The 25,994-nt window shown below is 68.5% G+C and carries 26 protein-coding genes and 2 pseudogenes; 19 read left to right on the top strand and 9 right to left on the bottom strand.

Features of this window, described 5'->3' with window-relative positions; translation table 11 throughout:
- Positions 1 to 24: 24 nt before the first annotated feature.
- The gene (locus ASD38_RS06130) at positions 25 to 504 is read right to left on the bottom strand and encodes a hypothetical protein (protein WP_156390599.1); all 480 of its coding nucleotides are present in this window, start codon (positions 502 to 504) and stop codon (positions 25 to 27) included.
- Positions 505 to 594: 90 nt separating this feature from the next.
- On the opposite strand from ASD38_RS06130, the gene murC reads away from it, so the two are divergent.
- The 8 genes from murC to ftsZ all read left to right on the top strand — a co-directional run bounded on the left by murC (position 595) and on the right by ftsZ (position 10,433).
- On the top strand, positions 595 to 2,013 hold the full coding sequence (murC, locus tag ASD38_RS06125; protein ID WP_056458587.1) for a UDP-N-acetylmuramate--L-alanine ligase: 1,419 nt from the start codon (positions 595 to 597) through the stop codon (positions 2,011 to 2,013).
- Entirely contained in the window at positions 2,010 to 2,477 is a 468-nt protein-coding gene (locus tag ASD38_RS06120; protein ID WP_056458584.1) for a DMP19 family protein, read from the top strand. Before murC ends, ASD38_RS06120 begins: the two co-directional genes overlap by 4 nt.
- A complete protein-coding gene (gene murB / locus ASD38_RS06115; RefSeq protein ID WP_056458580.1) occupies positions 2,474 to 3,382 on the top strand; it encodes a UDP-N-acetylmuramate dehydrogenase in 909 nt (302 codons plus the stop codon). The genes ASD38_RS06120 and murB overlap by 4 nt, the downstream gene beginning before the upstream one ends.
- A gap of 201 nt (positions 3,383 to 3,583) precedes the next feature.
- Entirely contained in the window at positions 3,584 to 4,996 is a 1,413-nt protein-coding gene (locus ASD38_RS06110) for a M20/M25/M40 family metallo-hydrolase (protein WP_056458577.1), read from the top strand.
- A 228-nt stretch (positions 4,997 to 5,224) separates the two neighbouring features.
- Entirely contained in the window at positions 5,225 to 6,181 is a 957-nt protein-coding gene (locus tag ASD38_RS06105) for a D-alanine--D-alanine ligase (protein WP_056437920.1), read from the top strand.
- A complete protein-coding gene (locus ASD38_RS06100; protein WP_056458575.1) occupies positions 6,150 to 7,061 on the top strand; it encodes a cell division protein FtsQ/DivIB in 912 nt (303 codons plus the stop codon). Before ASD38_RS06105 ends, ASD38_RS06100 begins: the two co-directional genes overlap by 32 nt.
- Positions 7,062 to 7,092: 31 nt before the next feature.
- The gene (gene ftsA, locus ASD38_RS06095) at positions 7,093 to 8,418 is read left to right on the top strand and encodes a cell division protein FtsA (RefSeq protein WP_056437914.1); all 1,326 of its coding nucleotides are present in this window, start codon (positions 7,093 to 7,095) and stop codon (positions 8,416 to 8,418) included.
- A 479-nt stretch (positions 8,419 to 8,897) separates the two neighbouring features.
- The gene (gene ftsZ / locus ASD38_RS06090; RefSeq protein ID WP_056458573.1) at positions 8,898 to 10,433 is read left to right on the top strand and encodes a cell division protein FtsZ; all 1,536 of its coding nucleotides are present in this window, start codon (positions 8,898 to 8,900) and stop codon (positions 10,431 to 10,433) included.
- An 86-nt stretch (positions 10,434 to 10,519) separates the two neighbouring features.
- Here the strand turns inward: ftsZ and ASD38_RS06085 are convergent, their stop codons facing one another.
- Complete coding sequence (locus tag ASD38_RS06085) at positions 10,520 to 10,789, bottom strand: hypothetical protein (protein ID WP_056458570.1); 270 nt, start codon at positions 10,787 to 10,789, stop codon at positions 10,520 to 10,522.
- A gap of 154 nt (positions 10,790 to 10,943) precedes the next feature.
- Here ASD38_RS06085 and ASD38_RS06080 point away from each other — a divergent pair, with 154 nt between their 5' ends.
- Complete coding sequence (locus tag ASD38_RS06080) at positions 10,944 to 11,414, top strand: Lrp/AsnC family transcriptional regulator (protein WP_056437904.1); 471 nt, start codon at positions 10,944 to 10,946, stop codon at positions 11,412 to 11,414.
- A gap of 10 nt (positions 11,415 to 11,424) precedes the next feature.
- On the opposite strand, the gene ASD38_RS06075 is transcribed toward ASD38_RS06080, so the two are convergent.
- On the bottom strand, positions 11,425 to 11,715 hold the full coding sequence (locus tag ASD38_RS06075; protein WP_056458568.1) for a DUF1330 domain-containing protein: 291 nt from the start codon (positions 11,713 to 11,715) through the stop codon (positions 11,425 to 11,427).
- Between the two features lie 1,090 nt (positions 11,716 to 12,805).
- On the opposite strand from ASD38_RS06075, the gene ASD38_RS06070 reads away from it, so the two are divergent.
- From ASD38_RS06070 to ASD38_RS06040, 7 genes are all read left to right on the top strand, one after another.
- Positions 12,806 to 13,927, top strand: a complete 1,122-nt coding sequence (locus ASD38_RS06070; RefSeq protein WP_056458565.1) for a pyridoxal phosphate-dependent aminotransferase — start codon at positions 12,806 to 12,808, stop codon at positions 13,925 to 13,927.
- A gap of 175 nt (positions 13,928 to 14,102) precedes the next feature.
- Complete coding sequence (hppD, locus tag ASD38_RS06065; protein WP_056458562.1) at positions 14,103 to 15,164, top strand: 4-hydroxyphenylpyruvate dioxygenase; 1,062 nt, start codon at positions 14,103 to 14,105, stop codon at positions 15,162 to 15,164.
- A gap of 153 nt (positions 15,165 to 15,317) precedes the next feature.
- On the top strand, positions 15,318 to 16,601 hold the full coding sequence (hmgA, locus tag ASD38_RS06060; RefSeq protein ID WP_056437891.1) for a homogentisate 1,2-dioxygenase: 1,284 nt from the start codon (positions 15,318 to 15,320) through the stop codon (positions 16,599 to 16,601).
- A gap of 47 nt (positions 16,602 to 16,648) precedes the next feature.
- Complete coding sequence (locus tag ASD38_RS06055; RefSeq protein WP_056437890.1) at positions 16,649 to 17,656, top strand: fumarylacetoacetate hydrolase family protein; 1,008 nt, start codon at positions 16,649 to 16,651, stop codon at positions 17,654 to 17,656.
- Positions 17,653 to 18,051 (top strand): Rieske (2Fe-2S) protein, encoded by a 399-nt coding sequence (locus ASD38_RS06050; protein WP_056458559.1) that lies wholly within the window; start codon positions 17,653 to 17,655, stop codon positions 18,049 to 18,051. Before ASD38_RS06055 ends, ASD38_RS06050 begins: the two co-directional genes overlap by 4 nt.
- Before the next feature lie 106 nt (positions 18,052 to 18,157).
- Positions 18,158 to 18,358 carry a hypothetical protein gene (locus ASD38_RS06045; protein ID WP_056437884.1) on the top strand — a complete coding sequence of 67 codons (201 nt, stop codon included), beginning with the start codon at positions 18,158 to 18,160 and terminating at the stop codon, positions 18,356 to 18,358.
- Positions 18,359 to 18,585: 227 nt separating this feature from the next.
- Complete coding sequence (locus ASD38_RS06040) at positions 18,586 to 19,134, top strand: GNAT family N-acetyltransferase (protein WP_056458557.1); 549 nt, start codon at positions 18,586 to 18,588, stop codon at positions 19,132 to 19,134.
- Positions 19,135 to 19,200: 66 nt separating this feature from the next.
- On the opposite strand, the pseudogene ASD38_RS06035 reads toward ASD38_RS06040, so the two are convergent.
- The 5 genes and pseudogenes from ASD38_RS06035 to ASD38_RS06025 form a co-directional block, all read right to left on the bottom strand.
- Positions 19,201 to 19,883: pseudogene (locus tag ASD38_RS06035) on the bottom strand (flagellin).
- A 374-nt stretch (positions 19,884 to 20,257) separates the two neighbouring features.
- Complete coding sequence (locus tag ASD38_RS24495; RefSeq protein ID WP_442857016.1) at positions 20,258 to 20,419, bottom strand: flagellin; 162 nt, start codon at positions 20,417 to 20,419, stop codon at positions 20,258 to 20,260.
- Between the two features lie 55 nt (positions 20,420 to 20,474).
- Positions 20,475 to 20,817 (bottom strand): annotated as a pseudogene (locus ASD38_RS24490) (flagellin); the annotation flags it as partial.
- Position 20,818: 1 nt separating this feature from the next.
- A partial coding sequence (locus ASD38_RS24485) for a flagellin (protein ID WP_327020093.1) occupies positions 20,819 to 21,279 on the bottom strand: 461 nt, incomplete at its 3' end.
- Between the two features lie 282 nt (positions 21,280 to 21,561).
- Positions 21,562 to 21,924: a hypothetical protein gene (locus ASD38_RS06025; protein ID WP_056458555.1), complete on the bottom strand. Its 363-nt coding sequence runs from the start codon at positions 21,922 to 21,924 to the stop codon at positions 21,562 to 21,564.
- 93 nt (positions 21,925 to 22,017) lie between these two features.
- Here ASD38_RS06025 and ASD38_RS06020 point away from each other — a divergent pair, with 93 nt between their 5' ends.
- From ASD38_RS06020 to ASD38_RS06010, 3 genes are all read left to right on the top strand, one after another.
- The gene (locus ASD38_RS06020; protein ID WP_056458552.1) at positions 22,018 to 23,007 is read left to right on the top strand and encodes a helix-turn-helix transcriptional regulator; all 990 of its coding nucleotides are present in this window, start codon (positions 22,018 to 22,020) and stop codon (positions 23,005 to 23,007) included.
- 128 nt (positions 23,008 to 23,135) lie between these two features.
- The gene (locus tag ASD38_RS06015) at positions 23,136 to 23,540 is read left to right on the top strand and encodes a YciI family protein (protein WP_235523772.1); all 405 of its coding nucleotides are present in this window, start codon (positions 23,136 to 23,138) and stop codon (positions 23,538 to 23,540) included.
- Positions 23,537 to 24,799 (top strand): RNA polymerase sigma factor, encoded by a 1,263-nt coding sequence (locus tag ASD38_RS06010; protein WP_082554653.1) that lies wholly within the window; start codon positions 23,537 to 23,539, stop codon positions 24,797 to 24,799. The genes ASD38_RS06015 and ASD38_RS06010 overlap by 4 nt, the downstream gene beginning before the upstream one ends.
- Before the next feature lie 142 nt (positions 24,800 to 24,941).
- Here ASD38_RS06010 and ASD38_RS06005 read toward each other — a convergent pair whose 3' ends face one another.
- Positions 24,942 to 25,952, bottom strand: coding sequence for a DNA topoisomerase IB (locus ASD38_RS06005; RefSeq protein ID WP_056458703.1), 1,011 nt, complete (start codon positions 25,950 to 25,952; stop codon positions 24,942 to 24,944).
- Positions 25,953 to 25,994: the final 42 nt, after the last annotated feature.

The raw sequence follows: 25,994 nt of genomic DNA, 5'->3' as shown, positions 1-25,994 counted from the left end.
CCCGCGCCGCTTCCGAAAGAGCGATCAGGGTTCCGCGCCGGTCGCGATCAACCCTCGACCAAGCTTGACGGCGTCTTCCACGCTCGTCGCCACCGCGACGCCCGCATAGGGCCGCCGGCCGTCGCAGACCACCTTGGCCACCGCGTCGTCCGCGCCGCCCGTTGGGATCGGCTCGGCGGGCCGCTGGTCGCCGCTGATCGGGCCCTCCTTGCCGCCGACCCTCACGCTGGAGAAACCGGCGTGGGCGATGGTGCGGGCGTCGCAGTCGAGCACCGCGTGGCGCCAACCGCCCCAGAACGCCTCGGTCCCGGCGAGGAAGCCCTCCTCGGCCACCTGCAGCACGCGCAGCCGAGCGGTGCGGCCGGTCCAGGCGATCCCGCCCATGTCAACGAAGACGGCGAAGCGGCCAACGTCGGCCAGGCGCAACTCCAGCGGGGCCGGGGCCGGGGCCGGCGTCTGCGCAAAGGCGGGGGAGGCGAGGGCGATGACTCCTCCCCCGAGCAGCGCGGCGAAACGGGGGAGGAGAGAGGAATCCACACGATCTGCACCAAACATCCCGTTTCACCCCGCTGACAAATCGTCTAATCGAGCCAGATGATCCAGCGTCGACGACCCGTCCCCTTCGAACTCGGCCCCGTGCACTTCATCGGCATCGGCGGCATCGGCATGTCCGGCATCGCCGAGATCATGATCCGCATCGGCTACACCGTGCAGGGCAGCGACGCCAAGGCCAGCGCCAACACCGAGCGGCTGGAAAAGCTGGGCGCGCGCATCTTCATCGGCCAGGACGCGGCCAATGTCGAAGGCGCCTCGGCCATCGTCTATTCGACGGCGATCAAGGCCGACAACGTCGAGATGGCCGCCGGCCGCGACAAGCGCCTGCCGCTGGTCCGCCGCGCCGAGATGCTGGCCGAGCTGATGCGCCTGCAGTTTTCCGTGGCCGTGGGCGGCACCCATGGCAAGACCACCACCACCTCGATGGTCGCGGCCCTGCTGGACGCCGGCGCCCTGGATCCGACCGTGGTCAACGGCGGGATCATCAACGCCTACGGCACCAACGCCAAGGTCGGCGAGGGCGACTGGATCGTGGTCGAGGCCGACGAGAGCGATGGCAGCTTCCTGAAGCTGAAGTCCACCGTGGCCATCGTCACCAACATCGACGCCGAGCACCTGGACCACTGGGGCGACTTCGACGCCGTCAAGAAGGGCTTCCAGGACTTCATCGAGAACATCCCGTTCTACGGCTTCGCGGCGGTCTGCACCGACCACCCGGAAGTCCAGGCCCTGACCTCGCGGATCGAGAACCGCCGCCTGGTGACCTACGGGACCAATCCCCAGGCCGAGGTCCGCGTCTCCAACATCGAGATGGGCCCCGAGGGCGCGAAGTTCGACATCCTGATCTCGCCGCTGTCGGGCGACCTGGTCCTCTATGAGGGCCTGAAGATGCCGATGGCCGGCCACCATAACGTGCTCAACGCCACCGCCGCCGTGGCCGTGGCTCGCGAGCTCGGCGTGAACGCCGACGCCATCCGCGCCGGCCTGGCCGGCTTCGGCGGGGTCAAGCGCCGCTTCACCACCACGGGCGTGGCCAACGGCATCCGCATCGTCGACGACTACGGCCACCACCCGGTCGAGATCGCCGCCGTGCTGAAGGCCGCCCGCGCGGTCTCGACCGGCAAGGTGATCGCCGTGGTCCAGCCGCACCGCTTCACCCGCCTGCGCGACCTGATGACCGAGTTCAGCAGCTGCTTCAACGACGCCGACACCGTGATCGTCGCCGACGTCTACACGGCCGGCGAGCAGCCGATCGAGGGCGTCGACCGCGACCACTTGGTCGAAGGTCTCAAGAAGTTCGGCCACCGCCGCGCCCTGTCGCTGGAAAGCCCCGCCGCCCTGCCGGCCCTGATCGCCGCCGAGGCGCAGTCGGGCGACCTGGTGGTGCTGCTGGGAGCCGGCGACATCACGTCCTGGGCCTATGCGCTGCCGGGGCAGTTGGAAGCGCTGGCGAAGTGAGCGAGGGCGATCTCGCCTGGGCGGCGATAGAGCCGTACTGGGACGCGATCAGAATATTGGAGTCGGCCGAGGTCGCGCTCGCTGACTTCGCTCAAACGCCAACGCCTGCGCGGGATCTGTTCGCCGCTTGGTGGCTCCAAAGCGAAGTCTGCAACGGCGGTTTCGCGCAGTTTTTCTTCAATTCGGCCGGAGTGCTTGGGCCCGAGGCCGCTGCGGCGTTCCGCCTGCTGGGCATGACCGAGACCGCCGCGCTGATCGATCGAGCGATCGCGAGGCTTGGCGCGCCCTACAAGCGGGAGCTCAATGAGCGCCGCGCCGTGCTCGCGGCCCTACGGTGCGATTTCAGCGGTTCACGTGGCGACTGTCCTCTGGATTCTCTGGACGATCCCTTCTACGCGCTGATCACTACCGAAGCCGGCGGCTTCCACGCCAACGCCGATCGTATCGCCGAGACCTGCAAGTGACCTGGAAAACCCAACTCCCCGCCGTTCGCGGCAAGCTGCTGGTCGACGAGGCCCTGGCGCCGTTCACCTGGTTCCGGGTCGGCGGTCCGGCCGACGTGGTGTTCCTGCCGGCCGACGAGCAGGACCTGGCCGACTTCCTCAAGGCCCTGGACCCGGCCGTACCGGTGCTGGCCATCGGCGTGGGCTCCAACCTGCTGGTCCGCGACTGCGGCGTCGAGGGCGTGGTGATCCGGCTGGGCAAGGGCTTCAACACGGTCGAGGCGCTGGGCGACAACCGCATCAAGGCCGGCTCGGCCGTGCCCGACGCGATCCTGGCCCGCAAGGCGGCCGACGCCGGCATCGCGGGGCTGGAGTTCTACGCCGGCATCCCCGGCACGATCGGCGGCGCGGTGATCATGAACGCCGGGTGCTACGGGTCGGAGACCGTCAATGTCGTGAAGTCCGTCCGGCTGATGGATCGCGCCGGCCAGGTGCGCGAACTGGCGGTCGAGGACCTGCACTACACCTATCGCCACAGCGCCCTGCAGGACGGCGAGACCGCGATCGTGCTGGACGCCGTCTTCGAAGGCGCGGCCGACGAGCCGTCCGAGATCAAGTCCCGCATGCGCGCCATCACCGAGCGCCGCGAGAAAACCCAGCCGATCCGCGAGAAGACCGGCGGCTCGACGTTCAAGAACCCGCCGGGCCATTCGTCCTGGAAGCTGGTCGACGAGGCCGGCTGGCGTGGGCGGCTGTACGGCGGGGCGATGTTCTCGCCCCTGCACAGCAACTTCCTGATCAACACCGGCGAGGCCACCGCCGCCGACCTGGAAGGCCTGGGCGACACGGTCCGCGCCGACGTGCTGGCCAAGACCGGCGTGCAGCTGGACTGGGAAATCAAGCGGATTGGTCGGGTCGCGGAGTAGGCCCGGGACAGAGGTGGGGACACACACTCGCCCCACCGCTTCGGCCGAGGTGGCCAAGGTCTTGCCGCGAGTGTGTGTCCCCATCTTCGTTCGCGGCGACTCAAGGTTGAGCATCCCAAAGGTTACCGATAGTTCATCCGACTGTTGCCTATCCGCCGGTCAGAGCGGTGCTATGAGAATGTCCCAAACGAGGGAGTCTCCATGCGCCTGTTTCGCACTCTGCTGACCGCCGCCGCCGTGTCCGCCCTGATGGCCGGCGCCGCTTTCGCCCAGGACGCCGCCACGGGCGCGGCCCTGCGCGACAAGGCCCTGACCGACAAGACCGGCTGGACCATCCTGGAAGCCCTGACCACCGACATCGGTCCGCGCAACGTCGGCTCGCCCGGCGCGATCCGCGCCAAGGACTGGGGCCTGGCCACCTTCAAGGCCCTGGGCTTCCAGAACGTCCGCGCCGAACCGTTCGCCAAGCCGTCGTGGATCCGCGGCGAGGAGTCGGCCTCCATCACCGCGCCCTACGAGATGAAGCTGTCGATCCTGGGCCTGGGCAACTCGGTCCCCACCCCGGCGGGCGGCGTCGAGGCCGAGATCGTGGTGTTCACCACCCTGGCCGACCTGGCCGCCGCGCCCGACAGCGCCGTGAAGGGCAAGATCGTGGTCATCAACCAGCCGATGACCCGCACCCAGGACGGCTCGGGCTACGGCGCGGGCACCATGGTCCGCTACACCGGTCCGGCCCTGGCCGGCAAGAAGGGCGCGGTCGCCTACCTGACGCGCTCGGTCTCGACCAGCGACAGCCGCCAGGCCCACACCGGGGCCATGGCCTATGTCGGCGACGGCCCCAAGGTGCCGGCCGGCGCCCTGGGCGTGCCGGACGCCGACCTCCTTCAGCGTCTGGCTTCGCGTGGCAAATCCGTGAAGATCAAGCTGAACCTGCAGTCGCACGTCGACGAGAAGGCCATGGCCTGGAACGTGATCGGCGAGATCCCCGGCTCGGCCAAGCCCGAGGAACTGATCGTGATCGGCGGCCACCTGGACGCCTGGGATCCGGGCGAGGGCGCGATCGACGACGGCGCGGGCATCGCCATCACCACGGCCGCCGCCAAGCTGATCGGCGACCTGCCCAAGCATCCCAAGCGCACCATCCGCGTGGTGATGTTCGGCTCGGAAGAGACCGGCGGCTCCAGCGACGCCTACATGGCCGCCCACAAGGACGAGGTCGCCCGCACGGTGTTCACCGGCGAGAGCGACGTCGGCGGCGACCGGATCTTCGAGGTCCGCCTGCCCGCCGGCTCGGCCGACCATCCGGCCATGAAGGCGGCGGTCAACACCCTGCTGCCGCTGAAGATCTTCCTGGCCCGCGAGCCGGTCGGCCACGCCGGCTCGGACGTCGAGGGCCTGCAGGAAGCCGGCGTGCCGGCCTTCGGCTTGACCCAGGACGCCAGCCGCTACTTCGACCTGCACCACAGCGCCGACGACACCCTGGACAAGGTCAAGCCAGAGAACCTGGCTCAGAACGTCGCCGCCTGGGCGTCGCTGCTGTACTTCGCGGCCGACAGCGACATCGACTTCCGGGCGCTGACGGCGGCGAAGGCGGCGACGCCGGCGGGTCACTAGCTCGTCCATCCACCTTTCAGCCGTCATCCCGGGCCTTGTGCCCGGGACCCCTTTGTCCATCGCAAGGGCAGAGGTTTGGCGCGCCGGCGCGCCACGGCGCTTCACCGTCAGCTGAACCAGGGTTCCCGGGCACAAGGCCCGGATGACGAGCTGGGGTAGGAGAGGGCGCATCAAAGCTCCACTCTCTCTCCCTCCCAGCTCCACATCGCCCCGCTACCGCTGCGGTCCATGACCCAGCCCCTCGCCAACCAGCACATCGTCGTCCTGCTCGGCGGCCCGTCGGCCGAGCGCGAGGTCAGCCTGGCCACAGGCGCGGCCTACGCCGCCGCGCTCGAGCGGCTGGGGGCGCGGGTCACGCGCGTGGATCCCGGCCCCGACATCGCCCAGGTCCTGACCGCCCTGCGGCCCGACCTCGTCTTCAACGGCCTGCACGGCCGCTGGGGCGAGGACGGCTGCGTGCAGGGCGTGCTGGAGACCCTGGGCCTGGCCTACACCCACTCCGGCGTCCTGGCCTCGGCCCTGGCGATGGACAAGGCCAGGTCAAAGGCGGTGCTGGCGGCGGCGGGGATCGCCGTGCCGGGCGGCGGCCTGTTCGACCGCCACGATGTCGCCCGCGACCATGTGATGCCGCCGCCCTATGTGGTGAAGCCCAACGCCGAGGGATCGTCGGTCGGGGTGTTCATCGTGCCCGAGGGCGCCAACGCCCCGCCGACCGAACTGGCCGCGCCGGGCTGGGCCTACGGCGAAACGGTGATGGTCGAGCCGTATGTCCCCGGACTGGAGCTGGCCGTCGCGGTGGTGGGTGAGTCAAATCGTCCCAGGGCCCTGGCGGTCACCGAAATTCGCTCATCCACAGGTTTCTATGACTACGACGCCAAGTACTCGCAAGGCGGCTCGATTCACCTCCTGCCGGCCCCGATTCCCGACGCCGTAAGGGATCGGGCCCTGCGCGCCGCCGAGCTTGGCCATGCAAGTCTTGGTTGCCGAGGTGTGACTCGGGTCGACTTCCGTTATGACGACATTAACGACCTTCTGGTCCTTCTAGAGGTCAATACGCAGCCCGGCATGACACCCACTTCGCTCGCCCCCGAGCAGGCGGACCACGCCGGTGTTTCGTTTGATCGTTTAGTGTTCTGGATTGTGGAGGACGCTTATGCCCGCAGGTTTGCGGGGGGGATCGCGTAAGCCAACGCGCCCCCGGGCCGAAGCGCCCGCAAGTCCGAAGGCCCGATCGGCCGCGCGCACCGCCGCGCCGCCGGCCGGGAAACTGCAAGCCGCGCGCGGCGGCGTGGGCGTGTCGCCCCGCCTGGCCCTGACCGTGGCCGGCGGCGCGCTGGTCGTCGCCCTGGTCGCCACCCTGGCCACCGGCCACCGGATCGAGCGCCTGGGCCAGGCCCTGATGCGCGGCGTCGACGGCGAGTTCGCCGACATGGGCTTCAAGCTGAAGACCGTGCACATCGAGGGCGCCTCGCCGATGGCGAAGGCCGACATCATGAACGCCGCGGCCCTGTACCAGGACCAGCCGACCCTGGGCCTGGACCTGGCCGCCCTGCGCACGCGGGTCGAGGCCGTGGGCTGGGTCAAGTCCGCCAAGGTCGTGCGCCTGCTGCCCGACACCGTGTTCATCTCCGTCGAGGAGCGCCCGGCCCTGGCCGTCTGGCAGCATTCCGGCGCCATGCGGGTGATCGACGGCGAGGGCCGGATCATCCGCGAGGCCGACGCCGCGCGCTTCCCGCAGCTGCCGCTGGTGGTGGGGCAGGGCGCCGACCAGGCCGCCGGCGCCATCCTGCCGGCCGTCAACGCCCGGCCGCGCCTGCGCGACCGTCTGGAGGCCCTGGTGCGCGTCGACGACCGCCGCTGGGACCTGCGCCTGAAAGATGGTTCGCTGATCCAGCTTCCGGCCATTGACGAAGAGTCCGCGCTGATTCAATTGGATCAGCTCGATCAACGACAACGAATCCTCGATCTCGGCTTCGCGCGCATCGATCTGCGCGATCCCGAGATGGTGGCCGTGAGGCCTCGTGACGCGGCGCTGCCCGGGCAGCCCGTCGCCGGCGGGGCTTGAACATGAACTTGTGTGTGAGGTGACTGTAGCGATGTCGCGACTGGATGACCGGAAACAGGCCCGCGAAGGCCTGAAGGCGACGCTCGTGCGTCAGCCGGCGGTCGCGGCCGTCGATCTTGGCGCGTCCAAGGTCACCTGCTTCATCATGAAGGCCGATGGGATCCATCGCGACAACCGCACCCTGACCACGGCCGGCGTCGGCTATGTGCAGTCGCGCGGCGTGCGCGGCGGGGCGATCGTCAATCTGGACGAGGCGGCGCAAGCCATCGCCCAGGCCGTCGAGCGCGCCGAGACCGTGGCCGGCGTCAACGTCCAGGGCGTCAGCGTCTGCACGGCCGGCGGCCAGCTGGCCAGCCACCGCGTCCAGACCCAGGTGTCGCTGGGCGCCCGCCCGATCGGCGACGGCGACCTGTCGCGCGCCATCGCCTCGGCCCTGGCGCAAGTCCGCATTCCCGGCCGCAAGCCGATCCACCTGCTGCCGATCGCCTGGTCGGTCGACGGCCAGCGCGGCATCCGCGATCCGCGCGCCATGTTCGGCCGCGCCCTGGGTCTGGAGCTGCTGGTCGTCTCGATCAACGAGAACATCTTCCACACCCTGGCCCACTGCGTCGAGCGGGCCCACCTGTCGTTCGAGGGCGTGGTCGCCGCGCCCTTCGCCTCGGCCCTGGCGGCCCTGGAAGAGGACGAGATGGACCTGGGCGCCGTCTGCATCGACATGGGCGGCGGTTCGACCTCGGTGGCGGTGTTCAACAACGGCGCCCTGTGCCACGTCGACAGCCTGGCCGTCGGCGGCGGGCACGTGACGCAGGACATCGCCCGCGGCCTGCAGACCTCGGTCGCCGGCGCCGAGCGCATCAAGACCCTGCACGGATCGGCCATCGCCTCGGCCAACGAGGACCGCGAGATGATCGAGGCCCCGCCGCGCGGCGACGATCCGGGCGCCGGTCCGGTGATCGCGCCCCGCAGCCTGCTGAAAGGCATCATCCAGCCGCGCGTCGAGGAGACGCTGGAGCTACTGCGCGAGCGCCTGAAGGCCTCGGGCGCCCCGGTCGAGCCGGGCGCGGGCATCGTCCTGACCGGCGGCGCCAGCCAGCTGGCCGGCGTGCGCGAAGTGGCCGTGCGCGTCTTCGATCGTCCGGTCCGCCTGGGCCGTCCGCGTCGGGTGCCGCACCTGGCCGACGCCGCGTCGGGTCCGGCCTTCTGCGCCGCCGCCGGCGTCCTGCACCGCACGGCGTTCGGCCCGCGCGAGGTGGTCTCGCCCAAGGCCCTGGCCGGCGCGGCGATCCGCAAGCGTCCGATGGACCCCAACGCCAGTCCCGTGGCCAAGGCCGCCGCCTGGCTGCGCGACAATCTCTGATAGAGCAGTCGCGGGACGCGCGCCCGCGCGACGCAAGCTTGGCTGAGTCGCGCCCGTCGGAGCGCGACTGTAAAATTCCCCGTCGACGGGAATTTTTTCGTCTTGGCGTCAGACGCCAAGAACAACGGCCAAGTCTTAACAGAACTTAAGCATAAGCGTTTACGATCTAAGTGTCGGAAACACCTAACAGCCTAGTTTTCAAGGCTCCGAAAACGGGGTTTTCCAAGGCTTTTCCGGTCAGCGGCGTTCCGCCGCATGGCCCTTCGGGGTACCCTGGGGAACCTGCGGAATCCCCTGTGATTCCTTTGGATAACTGGATTTTTTCGACCCGTTCGGGGTCGACCGGGAGCCGACTCACTTTATGGAGTTAACCACCGATTAAGGTTGGTGGTTGTTCTGTTAACCGGATCGTCGAGATGACTCCCGACGGTGATCTGTTCGGCAGTTGACGAATTCGGCGTTTAAGACGCGAGGCTCCCATGGCTATTTCTCTTTCCGCGCCGCGCACCACTGAACTGAAGCCGCGTATCGTGGTGTTCGGGGTCGGCGGCGCCGGTGGCAATGCCGTCAACAACATGATCGAGGCCGGCCTCGAGGGTGTTGAGTTCGTGGTGGCCAACACCGACGCGCAGCAGCTTCAGTTCGCCAAGACCGACCGTCGCATCCAGCTCGGCGTGCAAGTGACCCAGGGCCTGGGCGCGGGCGCTCACCCCGAAGTCGGCATGAGCGCCGCCGAGGAGAGCTTCCCCGAGATCGGCGAGCACCTGGACGGCGCGCACATGGTGTTCATCACCGCCGGCATGGGCGGCGGCACCGGCACCGGCGCCGCCCCGATCATCGCCAAGTGCGCCCGCGAGCGCGGCATCCTGACCGTCGGCGTGGTCACCAAGCCCTTCCACTTCGAAGGCCGCCACCGCATGCGCCTGGCCGACGCCGGCATCGGTGAGCTGCAGCGCTATGTCGACACCCTGATCGTCATTCCGAACCAGAACCTGTTCCGCGTCGCCAACGAGCGCACGACCTTCGCCGAAGCCTTCGGCATGGCCGACCAGGTGCTGCACTCGGGCGTCCGCTCGATCACCGACCTGATGGTCCTGCCGGGCCTGATCAACCTCGATTTCGCCGACGTCCGCACGGTCATGACCGAAATGGGCAAGGCGATGATGGGCACCGGCGAGGGCACCGGCGAAGACCGCGCCCTGATGGCCGCCCAGAACGCCATCGCCAACCCGCTGCTGGACGAAGTCTCGCTGAAGGGCGCCAAGGCCGTGCTGGTCAACGTGACCGGCGGCATGGACATGACGCTTCTCGAAGTCGACGAAGCGGCGAACGCGATCTCCGACCAGGTCGACCCGGAAGCCAACATCATCTTCGGCGCCGCCTTCGACCCGTCGCTGGACGGCGTGATCCGCGTGTCGGTGGTCGCCACCGGCATGGACGGCGCCTCCATCGCCCAGATCGAACCCAAGCCGGTCTCGCGCAACACCACGGCCCAGCCGCTGATCGCCGAGACCCGTCCCGCCGCGCCGCAGCCCGCGCCCGCCCCGGTCACCGCCGAGGCCGGCCGTCCGGGCATGCGCTACGAGCCGCGCCCGATCGAGCGTCCGGCCGCGACCGCGTCCTACGCGCCGGAACCGGCCTATGAAGAACCCGCCCCGGTCGTCGAAGCCCAGGAAGACCTGCACTTCGAAGAGCCGGTGATGGAAGCCGAGCCGCGCATCGCCGCCCCGGCGCCGCGCGTCACCCGCATCGTCGACCCGCTGGTCGCCGACGGCGCCGAGGTCGAGGACGAGCCGCTCTACAGCGAAACCTACGAGGACCGCCGGGCCCAGAAGTCGGGCGGCTGGATGAGCCTGTTCGGCGGCGGCCGCCAGCAGCGCTACGAGCAACCCACGGCCCAGCAGCCGCGCCAGACGGGTTCGGCCCGCCCGCAGCTGCAGCCGCTGGACCAGCCGGCGGCCGACGAAGGCGAGGATCTGGAGATTCCGTCCTTCCTGCGCCGCCTGGCCAACTGAAAGTCCCGATAAGTTTAGTGGCGTACCAGTAAGCGTAACCGAGACCCCCGGAGCGAGAGCTCCGGGGGTTTTGCTTTGCGGATGATCTAGTGGGTCTTGGCGGCCGCGTCGGCGGCGGCGTCGGTCTTGCGCTCGGCGGCGCCGACGGCGTCGGACGTGTTGTCGGCCGCCTTGTCCGTCGCCGCGGCGGTGTTGGCGGCGGCCGTATTGGCGTTGTTGGCGGTGTCCTGGGCGGCCGACGAGGCGGCGGCGCCGGCCTGGTCGGCGGCGGCGGCCGTGTGGTCCTCGGTCTTCTGCGAGCAGGCCATCAGCGACAGGCTGGCGATCGAGGCGGAAATCAACAGGGCGGTGCGCATGGGGTTCTCCGTGGGGCGGGACGTTGATCGTCCTCGCGGGCTCCAACGCCTCAGTCCGGCCTAAGGCTCCGCTCGAACGCCCGGCGGTGTCCTGGAGCGATCAATCACGCTAGTCTTGGCACGATATGCCAAGCCGCTCGAAGATTGGGTCACGATGAAGCTCACCCGCGCCGATCGCAAGATCCTTGAGATCCTCCAGCAGGACAGCTCGGTCACGAACGTCGAGCTGGCCGAGCGCGTGGGCCTGTCGCCCAGCCCCTGCCTGCGGCGGGTCAAGCAGTTGGAGGCCTCGGGCCTGATCTGCGGCTACGTCGCCCTGCTCGACCGGCGCAAGGCGCGGCTGGACCTTCTGGCCTATGTCGAGGTGCAGGTCGACCGCCACAGCGAGACCGCCGCCGAGGCCTTCGCCGAGGCCGTGCGGCGCGAGCCGATGGTGGTGGGCTGCCACGCCATGACCGGCGGCTACGACTACCTGTTGCGGGTGGTGGCCCCCAATCTCGACGCCTATGCCGACTTCACGATGAAGCGCCTGCTGAAGATGCCGGCCGTGAAGGACATCCGCTCCAGCTTCGTGCTGGAGACCATCAAGGACGCGACGGCGTTGCCGCTGGACTATCTGGAGTAGGGGGGGCGGGCTACGAGCATCCGTCGGCGAGCACGAGCTTGCTGGTCGTCGTGTCGTGTCGAACCTTGAACAGATCCTGGATGCCGGGATCGCCCAGAAACGCCTCGGCGTTCGCGCGGTCGGGAAACTCAATGATCACCAGACGCTGGGGCTTCCAGTCGCCCTCGATGTAGGTCGGCTCGGCGCCTTGGACGATGTATCGCCCCCCGTGCCGGGCGATGTACGCGGGGATCGCCGCGATGTACGGGCTGAAGCTGGCGAAGTCGTGGACCTCCAGGTCGAGCACGAGATAGGCCTTCATCGTCCCCCCTTGGGTTGGGCCGCCGGTCGACCGCCCATCCGCCCCGGATGGGGCCGCGCCTTAAAGCCTTGGTGGATCGGAGCTCTGGCGTCTGGCCGTGTCAAGGACGGCGCGTCGCGCCGCCGCGACGCGGCTGGCCGGAGGCCAGTCCTTGACACGGCCAGACGCCAGAGCAGGCTCGCCTCCAAGGTTTCAAGGCGCGGCCTCGCCGCTGCGGGCGGAGGTTTAAAGGGGTAGGGCCTTCCCCTTTTGGAACCGTCATCCCGGGCCTTGTGCCCGGGACCCCTCTGTCCGCCGCAGGTGCGGAGGTGTGGCGCGCCGGCGCGCCATTTCGCTTCACCGTCAGCTGAACCAGGGGTCCCGGGCACAAGGCCCGGGATGACGGTGGTTTAGGGGGATCGAGCGGCGTTCATCCCCGTCAGCCGCTAGAAGAACGCCAGCAACTTCAACGCTCTGCAAAATAATCAGCGTCACCGATCCGCCAGTGCTCAAACTCGCTGCACAATAAACCCGTCCCCATCGCGGGGGAGGGCTCTTGGTACCGGCCCAAGCAGGCGATGGAGATCGAACCGAGCGGGGCCGGGCTGGCCTGGCGGGCGGATCGTGTCGGGAGGCGGGTCTCAGAAGGATCCAAGGCCCGGGATGGACGAACGCAAGACAGCCGGGGTCGACGGGGCCGGGAGTTCGGCGACCTGATCCTGCCCGTCCGAGGGGGAACGTCGATCGGGATGAAACAGGCCCTCAATCGACGTCCCTTGGTCAAAACGGTTCGGCGGAGCGGTCAAGTCTAGCCGAAACGCATACACAACACCCACGGTCATCCGGGCTGGGCCCGGACCGCTCCGCGCCTCCCCAGCCCGCCGGCGTGATCCGGACGGGGACATGCGCTCGCGTGGTCCAGATCGGGGGCCTCGTCCGTTGGGGACATGTTCAAGGGCATGGCCCGGCGAAGCGGTCTCAAAGATCCAATGAAATGATCCAAAGCGGCAGAAAATGACCGTTTGTGGATAATCTTCGGTCATCATCGCCACGATCCACCGCCGACAACGCCCTATCCTGCCGCGCGTACCCACTTCCCGGAGCGCGGCGCATGCTGGTTGTCGATCAAAAGTCCCTGTCGCCCGCCGTGGTCTCGCCGGTGCGCCCGGCCCTGGAAGGCGTCACCGCCTACAAGGCCGGCATGACCCTGGCGCAGGCCGGTCGCCTGGCCGGCCGCGCCGACCTGTCCAAGCTGGCCAGCAACGAGAACCTGCTGGGCTGCAGCCCCAAGGTCGCCGAAGCGGTGCAGGCGGCGCTCGCCAGCCCCGAGATCTATCCCGACCCCTATTGCGAGACCCTGCGCGCCGCGATCGGCGAGCGGCTGAAGGTTGACCCGGCCCGCATCGTCATGACCCCGGGCTCCGAGGCCCTGATCGACTACCTGTTCCGCGCCGTGCTGCACCCGGGCGACAGCATCCTGCTGAGCTCGCCGACCTTCCCGACCTACGAGATCTTCGGCCGCTGCGCCGAGGCGACCTTCATCGACGTGCCGCGTCTTCCCGGCTTCGGCCTGGACGTCGAGGCCTTCAAGGCCGAGGCGGCCAAGGGCCCCAAGCTGCTGGTCCTGTGCACCCCCAACAACCCGACCGGCAACGCCCTGAGCGGCGTCGACATCGGCGAGATCCTGGCCGTCACCCCGCGTTCGACCGTGGTCTTCGTCGACGAGGCCTATCGCGAATATCACGAGGATTTCGACACCTTCGACCTGCTGAAGGCCTGGGGCGGGACCTGGGTTTCGGGCCGCACCTTCTCCAAGGCCTACGGCCTGGCCGGCATGCGGGTGGGCTACGGGATCTGCTCGTCGGCCGAGCTGGTCGGCTATCTGGACCGCATCCGTCCGCCGTTCAACGTCACCGCCATCAGCCAGGCCGCCGCCCTGGCGGCGTGGAACGACGTGGAGCATCTGGAGCGCACCGTCGCCCTGACGATCGCCGAACGCGGCCGGGTCGAGGCCATGCTGGACTCCATGGGCGTGGAGCACACCGCCAGCGCCGCCAACTTCGTCTTCCTGCGCAGCCCGGCCGGCGCCGAAGCGACCGCCATGCGTTTGCTGCAGGATGGGCTTATCGTGCGCCCCACGCCGGTGCCCGGCGGCTGGGTCCGGATCACCATCGGCCGTCCCGCCGACAACGACCGCCTGATCGCCGCCCTGCCGGCCGCTCTTGCCGTGTGAGGGAGGTCGGCCGTGCCGGAAACCTCGTCCTTCGACAAGCTCGGGATGAGGGTTCTTGCAAGCCGTCGCGGGTCTTGCCCGCTCCTCCCGCCGTCACATTCGACCTCATCCTGAGCTTGTCGAAGGACGAGGGCGCACCACCTTTCCACTACGATCGCTTCGCTGGAGCCATCCCATGACCACCAACGCTCAAAACCCCCTGGGCCTCGACGGCTTCGCCTTCGTCGAGTTCACCAGCCCCGAACCGGCCGCCATGAAGGCCCTGTTCGAGCAACTGGGCTTCGTCGCCGCCTCGACCCATCCGACCAAGGCCGTGACCCGCTTCAAGCAGGGCCGCATCAACCTGCTGGTCAATGATGAGCCGACCGGCCAGGTCGCCGAGTTCCGCGCCGCCCACGGCCCCTCGGCCAACGGCATGGCTTTCACCGTGGAGAATGTGGAACAGGCCTATGCCGAGGCGCTGAAGCGCGGGGCTGTGGCGGCCGACGCGTCCAAGACCCTGCTGGGCCAGGGCGCCCGGGTGCTGGAAGGCATCGGCGGTTCGATGCTGTACCTGGTCGCCGGCCCCGACGCGGTGTTCGCCGACTGGGCCCCGGTCCCCGGCGCGGCCGAGGCGGAAGCCGCCAACAACGTCGGCCTCGACCTGCTGGACCACCTGACCCACAACGTCAAACGCGGCCAGATGCGCACCTGGTCGACCTTCTATCGCGACGTCTTCGGCTTCGAGGAGCAGAAGTACTTCGACATCAAGGGCCAGGCGACCGGCCTGTTCAGCCAGGCGATGATCGCCCCCGACAAGGCCATCCGCATCCCGCTCAACGAGAGCCAGGACGACCAGAGCCAGATCGAGGAGTTCATCCGCCAGTACAACGGCGAGGGCATCCAGCACCTGGCCCTGACCACGCCCGACATCTACGACACCGTCGAGAAGCTGCGGGCCCGTGGCGTCAAGCTGCAGGACACCATCGAGACCTATTACGAGCTGGTCGACAAGCGCGTGCCCGGCCACGGCGAGGACACCGAGCGGCTGCGCAAGAACCGCATCCTGCTGGACGGCAATGTCGGCGAGGAAGGCCTGCTGCTGCAGATCTTCACCGAGAACCTGTTCGGGCCGATCTTCTTCGAGATCATCCAGCGCAAGGGCAATGAAGGCTTCGGCAACGGCAACTTCCAGGCCCTATTCGAGAGCATCGAGCTGGACCAGATCCGTCGCGGCGTGATCACGGTCGAGGCCTGATCCCATAACGATTGTCATCCCGGACAAGCGCGTAGCGCGCCGATCCGGGACCGACGCCCGAGCGCCGCGCTTCCGGCGGTCCCGGATCGGGCTTCGCTTGTCCGGGATGACAGCGTTAGGGTGCTTCCGAGAGAACGAGCCAGGGACCCAACCATGGACCTCCAGCACCAATCCGGCTTCGGCAACCACTTCTCCAGCGAGGCGGTCCCCGGCGCCCTGCCGGTGGGCCAGAACTCGCCGCAGACGCCGCCGTTCGGCCTCTATGCCGAGCAGCTGTCGGGCACGGCCTTCACCGCGCCGCGCCACGAGAACCGCAGAAGCTGGCTCTACCGTCTGCGGCCCAGCGCCGGCCATGGGCCCTATGCGCCCTACGCCCAGGATCGCCTGAAGAGCGGTCCGTTCGACGCCGCGGCCCCGACGCCCAACCGCCTGCGCTGGGACCCGCTGGAAATCCCGGCCGAGCCCACCGACTTCGTCGACGGCCTGGTCACCCTGGGGGGCAACGGCGACGTGGCGACCCAGGCCGGCATGGCCGCCCACCTTTATCTGGCCAACCGTTCGATGATCGACCGGGTGTTCCAGAACGCCGACGGCGAGCTGTTGATCGTGCCCCAGCAGGGCGACCTGCATCTGGTCACCGAGTTCGGCCGCCTGGACGTCGCCCCGGGCGAGATCGTCGTGATCCCCCGCGGCGTCCGTTTCCGGGTCGAGGTCGCCGGCCCGGCGCGCGGCTATGTCTGCGAAAGCTACGGCGCGGCCTTCCGCCTGCCGGACCTGGGGCCCATCGGCTCGAACGGCCTGGCCAACAGCCGCGACTTCCTCTCGCCCGTCGCCGCCTTCGAGGACCTGGCGTGTCCGACGCAGGTGATCCAGAAGTTCCAGGGCGGCCTGTGGATGGGGACCTGGGGTCATAGCCCGCTGGACGTCGTCGCCTGGCACGGGAACCTGGCGCCCTACAAGTACGACCTGGCGCGGTTCAATACGATCAACACGGTCAGCTTCGACCATCCCGACCCGTCGATCTTCACCGTGCTCACCGCTCCCAGCGAGATCCCCGGCACGGCCAATGTCGACTTCGTGATCTTCCCGCCGCGCTGGATGGTGGCCGAGCACACGTTCCGCCCGCCCTGGTTCCATCGCAACGTGATGAGCGAGTTCATGGGACTGGTGCGCGGCGCCTACGACGCCAAGGCCGGCGGCTTCAGCCCCGGCGGGGCCAGTCTGCACAACGCCATGAGCGACCACGGCCCCGACGTCGCCAGCCACGAGGCGGCGACGCGGGTCGAGTTGAAGCCCCACAAGATCGACGGAACCATGGCCTTCATGTTCGAGAGCCGCTGGGTGATCCGCCCTACGAAATACGCTCTGGAGACTTCGGCGCTTCAGGCCGACTATGACGCATGCTGGACGGGCTTTCCCAAGGCCAAACTGCCTTAGGCAAAGCAAGCCTGCCCTGAGAACAACGAAGCAAAGAGGAAGCGCCCATGAAGCTCGCGTCTCTGAAGGGCGGCCGCGACGGCCGGCTGGTGGTGGTCTCCAACGACTTGGCCTGGTTCACCGACGCCGGAACGATCGCCCCGACCCTGCAAGCCGCCCTCGACGATTGGGAACGCTGCGAACCGATGCTGCGGGCCTTGGCCGAGAGCCTCGAGCACGGCGGCGTGCCCCAGGAACGCTTCCACGAGCACGAGGCCGCCAGTCCCTTGCCCCGCGCCTATCAGTGGATCGACGGCAGCGCCTATGTGAACCACGTGCAGCTGGTTCGGCAGGCGCGCGGCGCCGAGATGCCCGAAAGCTTCTGGACCGATCCGTTGATGTACCAGGGCGCTTCGGACGGCTTCCTGGGGCCGCGCGACACCATTCCGCTGGCCAACTCCGCCTGGGGCTGCGACCTGGAGGGCGAGGTCGCCGTGATCGTCAGCGACGTGCCGCTGGGCGCGACCCGCGAGGAGGCCTTGGCCGCCATCTGCCTGGTCATGCTGTGCAACGACGTTTCCTTGCGCAGCCTGATCCCGGCGGAACTGGCCAAGGGCTTCGGCTTCGTCCAGTCCAAACCGGCCAGCGCCTTCTCGCCCGTGGCCGTGACGCCGGCCCAGCTGGGCGACGCCTGGAAGGACGGCAAGCTGCACGGCGCGCTGCTGGTCACCCTGAACGGCGAGGATTTCGGCAAGGCCGACGCCGGCGTCGACATGACCTTCGACTTCGGGACCCTGGTGGCCCACGCCGCCAAGACCCGCGCCCTGTCGGCGGGCACCATCGTGGGGTCGGGCACGGTCAGCAACCGCGGCGCCGACGGCGGCCCGGGCAAGCCGGTGGCCGACGGCGGTCTCGGCTATTCCTGCCTGGCCGAGGTCCGCACGGTCGAGACCCTGCTGACCGGCCATCCCAAGACGCCGTTCCTGCTGGGCGACGACACGGTCCGCATCGAGATGCATGACGCCAAGGGCCACTCGATCTTCGGCGCCATCGAGCAGACGGTCGAGCGCATTTGAGCGAAGACGCCGCGCCGGAAGTCGCGCCAGAAGCGGCGCCCGCCGGCCGGGCCTGGACCACGCCGGCGGGCGTCAAGCTGGGTCCGGTCGATCAGATCGCCGATCCCGGGGCGCGGAACTACGTGCTGCAGATCGGCGACAAGCGCTTCCACGGCTTCGTGGTGCGACGGGGCGAGGCGGTGTTCGGCTATGTCGACCGCTGCCCGCACGCCGGCCTGCCGCTGGCCCAGGTGCTGGACCGCTACCTGACCGACGACGGGAGTCTGATCGCCTGCTCCTGGCATGGGGCGCTGTTCGAACCCGAGACCGGAGTCAGCGTCGGCGGCCCGTGCGTCGGGGCGCGGCTGTCGCCCTGGCCGGTCCGGGTCGAGGAGGGGCGGATCGTCACGGCCTGAGGTCTGCACGAAAACTCCACGGTCCGTCCGCCGCCCGTGGAAACCTCCGCCACGATGCGGCGACCGCGCCTGCCTAGACCTGTTCGGCAGAGCAGGGAGCCGAGCGATGCCTTTCGACCAGATCCAGGTGCGCGACTACGCCGTGGTGATCCACGCCGGCAATGACGAGTGGACCTGGCAGGTGATGGATTTCGACGCCCGCGTCGCCGCCCAGGGCGAGGCCCCCGATCGCGAGAGCGCCTGGCGCAGCGGCATGTTCGCGGCGGAGGCGGTGGGGGCGTTCGCCCGGATCGGCCGCCGGACCTAGCGACAAAAGAAAAAAGGCCGCCTTCTACAGGAGGAGAAGACGGCCGAAAGTCGCATAGGAGGAAACGCCCAGAAGGGCTGGGATCTCTATAGCGCAACCGCCTGTTCGTGACAACGTTGTCATGGATATTTTTCGCGCGCCGCTGAAAACCTTGGTTTCCTTAGGCCGACGGCCTTGGCGAGGGCGGGGCGGGCCGCCAAACTCCGAGCGCCCGGAAGGAGCCGCCCGTGAGTTTGACCCTTCGCCTCGCCGTTCCCGAGGATCTGCCCGTCCTGCGCGACCTGATGAACGCGTCGATCGGCGAGCTGCTCAAGCCGTTCCTGCCCCTGGACGCGGTGGCGGCCTCCTTCGACATCATGGGACTGGACAGCCAGCTGATCGTCGACGGCACCTATTTCGTCGTGGAGGACGATGGCGCGGTGGCCGGCTGCGGCGGCTGGAGCCGGCGGGCCACCCTGTTCGGCGGCGACCATTCGGCCGGGCGCGACGCGGCCCTGCTGGATCCGGCCCGCGACGCGGCCAGGGTGCGGGCGATGTACACCCACCCCGATCACGTCCGGAAGGGCGTCGGTCGGATGATCCTGGACGCCTGCGAGGCCGCGGCCGCCGGGGAGGGGTTCACGCGCTGCGAGCTGGCGGGGACCCTGGCGGGCGAGCCGCTGTACCGGGCCTGCGGTTATCATGAGATCGAGCGGTTCACCGCCCCGACCTCCAGCGGGGTCGAGGTGCCGCTGGTGCGAATGGGCAAGGCCCTGCCGGGCGCGGCTCCCCAATAGAAAAGGGCGGGTCCGAGGACCCGCCCTTCTTACGCTACTAACGCTACTGAACTTGGCTTGGTCCGATTAACGGAACAGGCTCAGGATCGAACCGGTCGACTGGTTGGCGATCGAGAGCGCCTGGATGCCCAGTTGCTGCTTGGTTTGCAGCGACTGCAGCTTGGCGCTTTCCTTGGCCAGGTCGGCGTCGACCAGGTTGCCCACGCCGGCGTCGAGGCTGTCTTGCAGCTTGCCGACGAAGGTCAGGTGGGTGTCCAGGCCGGTCGAGCTGGTGCCCAGCGAAGCGAACCGTCCGAGTTGGCCAGGAAGGCCAGCTTGGTGGTCGAGCCGTCGGCGATCGAGACGCCGTTGAACTTGGCGTTGGTGACGGCCTTGGTGATCTGGTCGCGCAGGCTGTCGAAGTCGGACTTCAGGGCGTTGAACGAAGCGGTGTTCAGCGAGGTGTCGGAAGCGGCGAGGGCCTTTTCCTTCATCTTGCCCAGCAGGTCGGTGACGGTGTCGCCGGCGGCCAGGGCCACGTCGATGGTCGACTGACCGCGTTGCAGCGAGTCCTTCACCGAGTTCAGCGAGCTGGCGGTCGACGACTGGTTCTTGGCCATCGCCCAGATCGCGCCGTTGTCCTTGGCGTTGCCGACCTTCTTGCCGGTGTTGATGCGTTGCTGCGTGACTTGAAGCTCGCTGTTGGTCGAGTTCAGGTTTTGCAGGGCGATCATCGCGCCCGAGTTCGTATTGATGCTGTTCAGAGCCATTTCGGCGAGTTCCCATTCAAGGTGGCCGACGTCATTTTGACGGTCGGGAGCATTTTGCTCATCGCCAGTGTCCACGGTCGTGCTTTCGATAATGTGAAAGTGTCACAGTTATTTTCGCAGCATAGACAACGCCGCGTTAAGCATCTCGATTCGGAGAAGTCATCGGTCCTGAATCGAGTTCTTTTGATCGAGAGTCCCACGGCCGGATCTTAATCTGTCGTTGACTCTGTTGCCTGGCCGACTGGTCCTTGAAATACAACATCTGGTGGAGGGCGGTCCGTCGTGGGGCGAGTCTAGTCGGGCCGAGCGCACAAAGAAAAAGGGCGGGTCCGAAGACCCGCCCTTCAAGGTGCTGAACTTGCAGACCAAACCGTTTAGCGGAACAGGCTGAGGACCGACTGGGTCGACTGGTTGGCGATCGACAGCGCCTGCACGCCCAGCTGCTGCTTGGTTTGCAGCGACTGCAGCTTGGCGCTTTCCTTGGCCAGGTCGGCGTCGACCAGGTTGCCCACGCCGGCGTCGAGGCTGTCTTGCAGCTTGCCGACGAAGGTCAGGTGGGTGTCCAGGCCGGTCGAGCTGGTGCCCAGCGANGGCGTCGACCAGGTTGCCCACGCCGGCGTCGAGGCTGTCTTGCAGCTTGCCGACGAAGGTCAGGTGGGTGTCCAGGCCGGTCGAGCTGGTGCCCAGCGAGGCCAGCTTGTTGGTCGCCGTGCCCATGGCCTTGTCGATCGTGCCGATCATCGTCTTGGCCGTGGACGCGTCGGTGAACGACGACGTGGCGGTCAGGCCCAGGCCGACCAGCGAGATGGTCTTGGCGCTGACGGTGAACTGCGARCCGTCCGAGTTGGCCAGGAAGGCCAGCTTGGTGGTCGAGCCGTCGGCGATCGAGACGCCGTTGAACTTGGCGTTGGTGACGGCCTTGGTGATCTGGTCGNCCGTCCGAGTTGGCCAGGAAGGCCAGCTTGGTGGTCGAGCCGTCGGCGATCGAGACGCCGTTGAACTTGGCGTTGGTGACGGCCTTGGTGATCTGGTCGCGCAGCGAGGTGAAGTCCGAAACCAGGGCGTTGAACGAGGCGGTGTTCAGCGAGGTGTCGGAAGCGGCCAGAGCCTTTTCCTTCATCTTGCCCAGCAGGTCGGTGACGGTGTCGCCGGCGGCCAGGGCCACGTCGATGGTCGACTGGCCGCGTTGCAGCGAGTCCTTCACGGCGTTCAGCGAGCCGGCGGTGGTCGATTGGACCTTGGCCATCGCCCAGATCGCGCCGTTGTCCTTGGAGTTGGCGACCTTCTTGCCGGTGTTGATGCGTTGTTGCGTGACCTGAAGTTCGCTGTTGGTCGAGTTCAGGTTTTGCAGGGCGATCATCGCGCCCGCGTTGGTGTTGACGCTATTCAGCGGCATCCGACGTGTTCCTATTCAAGGTGTCCGACGTCATTTTGACTGCCGGGAGCGTTTTGCTCGTCACCAGGGTGTCGTCGCGGCGTAAAAAATGGATGAATCAGGAATATTGTTCGCGGTCAAAGCTATGAGGTAGGCAAATTATGCTGCGTCATGTTGTCGGCGTTGCCATGGTGCGTCGATCTGACGCAGTATCTTCCGAAAGCTTGTAAATACAGGGGGAGAAGTCGCCGCCCCGCCTGGCGGGGCCGATCGCGCCCGCGACCAAATGTCCGGCTTCCGTCGTCAGGCGCACAGACGGTGCGGCGCCACGTCGCGGTCGTCGGCGTCGAAAAGGTCGAAAGCCTCTTCCCAGGCCGCCTGCCGGGAGGCGCGCAAGGCCGCGTCGTCGATGATCCGGACGATCTGATCCTCGCGGTCGTTCCAGACCAGGCCGATGTCGGCGGCGCGTTCGGCGTCGCGGCCGAGCAGCAGGATGATGTCGGCCCGCAGCACCCGCTCCGGGCTCAGCCGCAGCAGGGTGCGCCCGCCGCCGAGATCGCGGTGAATGTCGGCGAAGTCGAGCACGGCCGAGATCATGGCGGCGTTGACGGGGGCGGCATGCCAATCCTTGGCGGGAAGATGGGCCTGGGCGAGAAGGCGGTTCATGCGAGGGCTCCAGATCGGGCCTTCTGCCCGGCGGGTTTCTTCAGGCTCCCTTTTGCGGGTGTACTGCGTCAAAAACGGTCGTATAGGTTCGCCATGCGACACGACAAGGCGACCCGACTGCTGGATCTGGCCCGGATGCTGGCCGGATCGTCCGAGGGCATGACGCTGGACGAGATGGCCCGCGCCATGGAGGTGGGCCGGCGCACGGCCGAGCGGATGCGCGACGCGGTCTGGGCCGCGTTCCCGCAGATGGAGGCGATCGAGGATCCGCCGACCAAGCGCTTCCGCATCCCTTCCGGCCTGGACAGCCTGTTCCAGACCCCGACCGCCGAGGAACTGGCGGCCCTGCGCACCGCGGCCGACAACTATGCCGCCGGCGGGGCCGAGGGCCGGGCGGCGGCGCTGTACGCCCTGGAGCGCAAGCTGCTGTCGGCCCTGCGCGGCGCGGCGCGGCGCAAGGTGGCGCCGGACGTCGAGGCCCTGGTCCAGGCCGAGACCATCGCGGTCCATCCCGGTCCCCGTCCGTTCGAGAGCGAACAGGTGCTGACGGCCATCCGCACGGCCGTGAAGGGGCTGCAGGCCCTGTCGTTCCGCTACGAGGGCGGCAGCGCGCCGGGCCGGACCCGCAAGGTGACGCCCCTGGGCATCCTGTTCGGCCACAGCAATTACCTGGTGGCGACCGAAGGCAAGGACCCTCGCCCGCGCACCTTCCGCCTGGATCGCATGCAGGCCGTCACGGCGCTGGACGAGCCGGCTCCGCCGCCGGAGAACTTCTCGCTGCAGGCCTTCGCCGACGAGAGCTTCGGCATCTATCACGGCCCGATCGAGGACGTGGTGCTGCGCGTCGGACCGGCGCGCGCCGACGACGCCCTGCGCTGGCGCTTCCATCCCAACCAGACCGTGACCCAGGAACCGGACGGCTCGGTGACCGTGACCTTCCGGGCCAGCGGCATGCTGGAGCTGTCCTGGCACCTGTTCACCTGGGGCGACGCGGTCGAGATCGTCTCGCCGCCGGGCCTGCGCGAGATGATGGTCGAGGAGTTGCGAACGGCTTTGAAGGCGCACGAGGCCGGTCGGACCTGAAATCCGGCGGGAAGCGGCTCGGAAACGACGGGGCTCGAAAAGTCCGCGAGGCCATGTCGAGAATGGCCGGACGGCTCCGACTTGCCCTCGAAAGCGCCGGGAGGACGGCGCTCCAACCGAAGGGACCGATGATGAAGTACATCCTGATGATGCAGTTTCCCCTGTCCGAGTGGAGGACCGACATGATCAGCAACTGGCCCGCCCAGGACATCCAGGTTCACATGGAGCACCTGCGCAAATTCCGCGAGGAATTCATCACCTCGGGCGAGATGGTCGTGACCCACGGCCTGCTGCCTCCCGAGGACGCGCGGTTCGTGCGGGCCCGTCAGGGCGAGGAACCCGAGGTGACCGACGGTCCGTTTCCGGAGACCAAGGAGTTCCTGGCCGGCTACGTGATCGTGGACGTCGAGACGCCTGAACGCGCCTACTACATCGCCTCGCGCTGGTCGGAAGGCCCCGGGCCTGGCGGCAAGCCGCTGAACTTCCCGGTCGAGGTGCGGCGGGTGATGTCGCCCAGCGGCGAGGAGATGTGACCACGACGGCGCTGGATCGTCAGACGACGGACCTGTTGCGCGACCTGGCGCCGCGGGTTCTGTCGGCCGTGGTCCGGCGCCACCGCGACTTCGCCGCCGGCGAGGACGCGGTGCAGGAGGCCTTGCTGGCCGCCGCCCGCCAATGGCCCGAGAGCGGCGTGCCGAGCAATCCTGGCGGCTGGCTGGTCCAGGTCGCCTCGCGCCGGATGATCGACCAGATCCGCCGCGAGGTCGCCCGGCGGCGACGCGAGACGGTGGCGGCCGAGGACGACATTGCGGTCGTCTTCCCGCCGGCCGACGACCTGGACGCCCTGGCCGGGCGCGACGACACGCTGAACCTGCTGTTCATGTGCTGCCATCCGGCCCTGACCTCGTCATCGGCCATCGCCCTGACCCTGCGGGCCGTCGGCGGCCTGACCACGGCCGAGATCGCCAACGCCTTTCTCGTGCCCGAGGCGACGATGGGCCAGCGGATCAGCCGGGCCAAGCAGAGCATCCGGGGCTCGGGCGTGCCGTTCGAGGCCCCCGACGCCGCCGAGCGGGCCGATCGGCTGCGCTCGGTGCTGCACGTGCTGTATCTGATCTTCAACGAAGGCTACGCCGCCAGCGCCGGTCCGGATCTGCAGCGCGCCGACCTGGCGCTCGAGGCGATCCGGCTGGCGCGCGCCGTCCGGGCCCTGCTGCCGGACGACGGCGAGGTGGCGGGCCTGCTGGCCCTGATGCTGCTGACCGACGCCCGGCGACCGGCGCGGACCGGTCCGGACGGCGAGCTGATCCCGCTCGCCGCCCAGGATCGCGGGCTTTGGGACGCGGCGGCGATCGCGGAGGGCGTGGCCCTGGTCGAGGCCAGTCTGGCTCGCGGCGCGGTCGGGCCCTACCAACTGCAGGCGGCCATCGCCGCGGTCCACGACGAGGCCGCCCGGGCCGAGGACACCGACTGGCCGCAGATCCTGGCGCTGTATGGCCTGCTGGAGCGGATGGCCGACAATCCGATGGTTCGGCTGAACCACGCCGTGGCCCTGGCCATGGCGCAAGGGCCCCGTGTCGGCCTGCGCCGACTGGCCGAGCTCGAAGGCGACAAGCGCCTGGTCGGCCATCACCGGCTGGCGGCGGTGCGGGCCCATCTGCTGGAGATGGCCGGGGACAGGGACGAGGCAATCGCGGCCTATCGGGCGGCCGCCGCGCTGACGGCCAGCGCGCCCGAGCAGCGCTATCTTCTGGAAAAGGCCGCCCGCTTGGCGGAAGGATCCAAGGTCTGATCGACATCCAAGCGCGGTGCGTGGTCCTCGTCCTTCGACAAGCTCAGGATGAGGACCAAGAGCAGGCGGTAGCAGTAGGAAACCTCATCCTGAGCCTGTCGAAGGACGAGGTTTCGCTTCCGAAGCCGAATGCCGATCAGCCCTAGGCCGCCACCAGCTTCAGCAGGGCCAGCTCCCTGGCCCTGGGCGACGAAGCTCGCCGCCTGGGCAGTCGGCTGGTCTCGAAGGCCTCCAGCACCTTGGGATGGATATAGGCCGCGCGGCAGACGGCGGGGGTGTTGCCCAACAGGCCGGCCACCGCCTTGACGCAGGTGTTCAGCGTGCGCCGGGCCTCGGTCTTTGTCTCCGGCTTGGGGCTCATGCTGAGGGCTTCCAGCGCCGCCAGCGAGCCGTACCAGGTGCGGAAATCCTTGGCCGAGAAGTCGTCGCCGCAGGCCGCGCGGATGTAGTCGTTGACGTCGCTGCTCTCGACGGCGCGCCGCTGGCCGTCCTCGTCGAGGTACTGGAACAGGCGCTGGCCGCGCAGGTCCTGGCAGGCGGCGACGATTCGGGCCAGGCGACGGTCGCGAAAGCCGGTCCTGTGCATCTTGCCGCTCTTGCCCTTGAACTCGAACACCGCCCCGCCGCCGGCCAGCTTCAGGTGGCGCTTTTGCAGGGTCGTCAGGCCGAAGCTCTTGTTGGTCTTGGCGTATTCGTCGTTGCCGACCCGGATCAGGGTCAGCTCCAGCAGGCTGACCACGGCGGCCAGAACCTTCTCGCGCGGCAGGCCCCGGCGCGACAGATCGGCGGCCACGCGCCGGCGCAGCCGGGGCAGGGCGCGGCCGAACGCGGCCATGCGGTCGTACTTGCGCGCGTCGCGATCGGCGCGCCAGTCGGGGTGGTAGCGATACTGCTTGCGGTTCTTCTGGTCGCGGCCGACCGCCTGGATGTGGCCGTTGGGATCGGGGCAGATCCAGACGCAGGTCCAGGCCGGCGGAATGACCAGGGCCTTGATGCGCGCGAGAGTCGACTCGTCCTTCACCGGGCGGCCGTCCTCGTCGACATAGGAGAAGCCCTTGCCGTGACGCAGGCGGCGGATGCCTTGCTCCTGGTCGTTGACATAGGCCAGCAGCGTCCGTTCGGCGGATGTGGTTTGCAGCGTGTCGCGGGGCATGGCGATCACCGCTCGACGAGGCGGCGGCGGTCGCTTGCCGGG

Origin of the sequence: Caulobacter sp. Root487D2Y (genome assembly GCF_001427165.1) — a bacterium.
Classification (GTDB): domain Bacteria; phylum Pseudomonadota; class Alphaproteobacteria; order Caulobacterales; family Caulobacteraceae; genus Caulobacter.
Note: the sequence above shows the minus strand (reverse complement) of the source record. Positions and strands in the feature narration are given on the sequence as shown.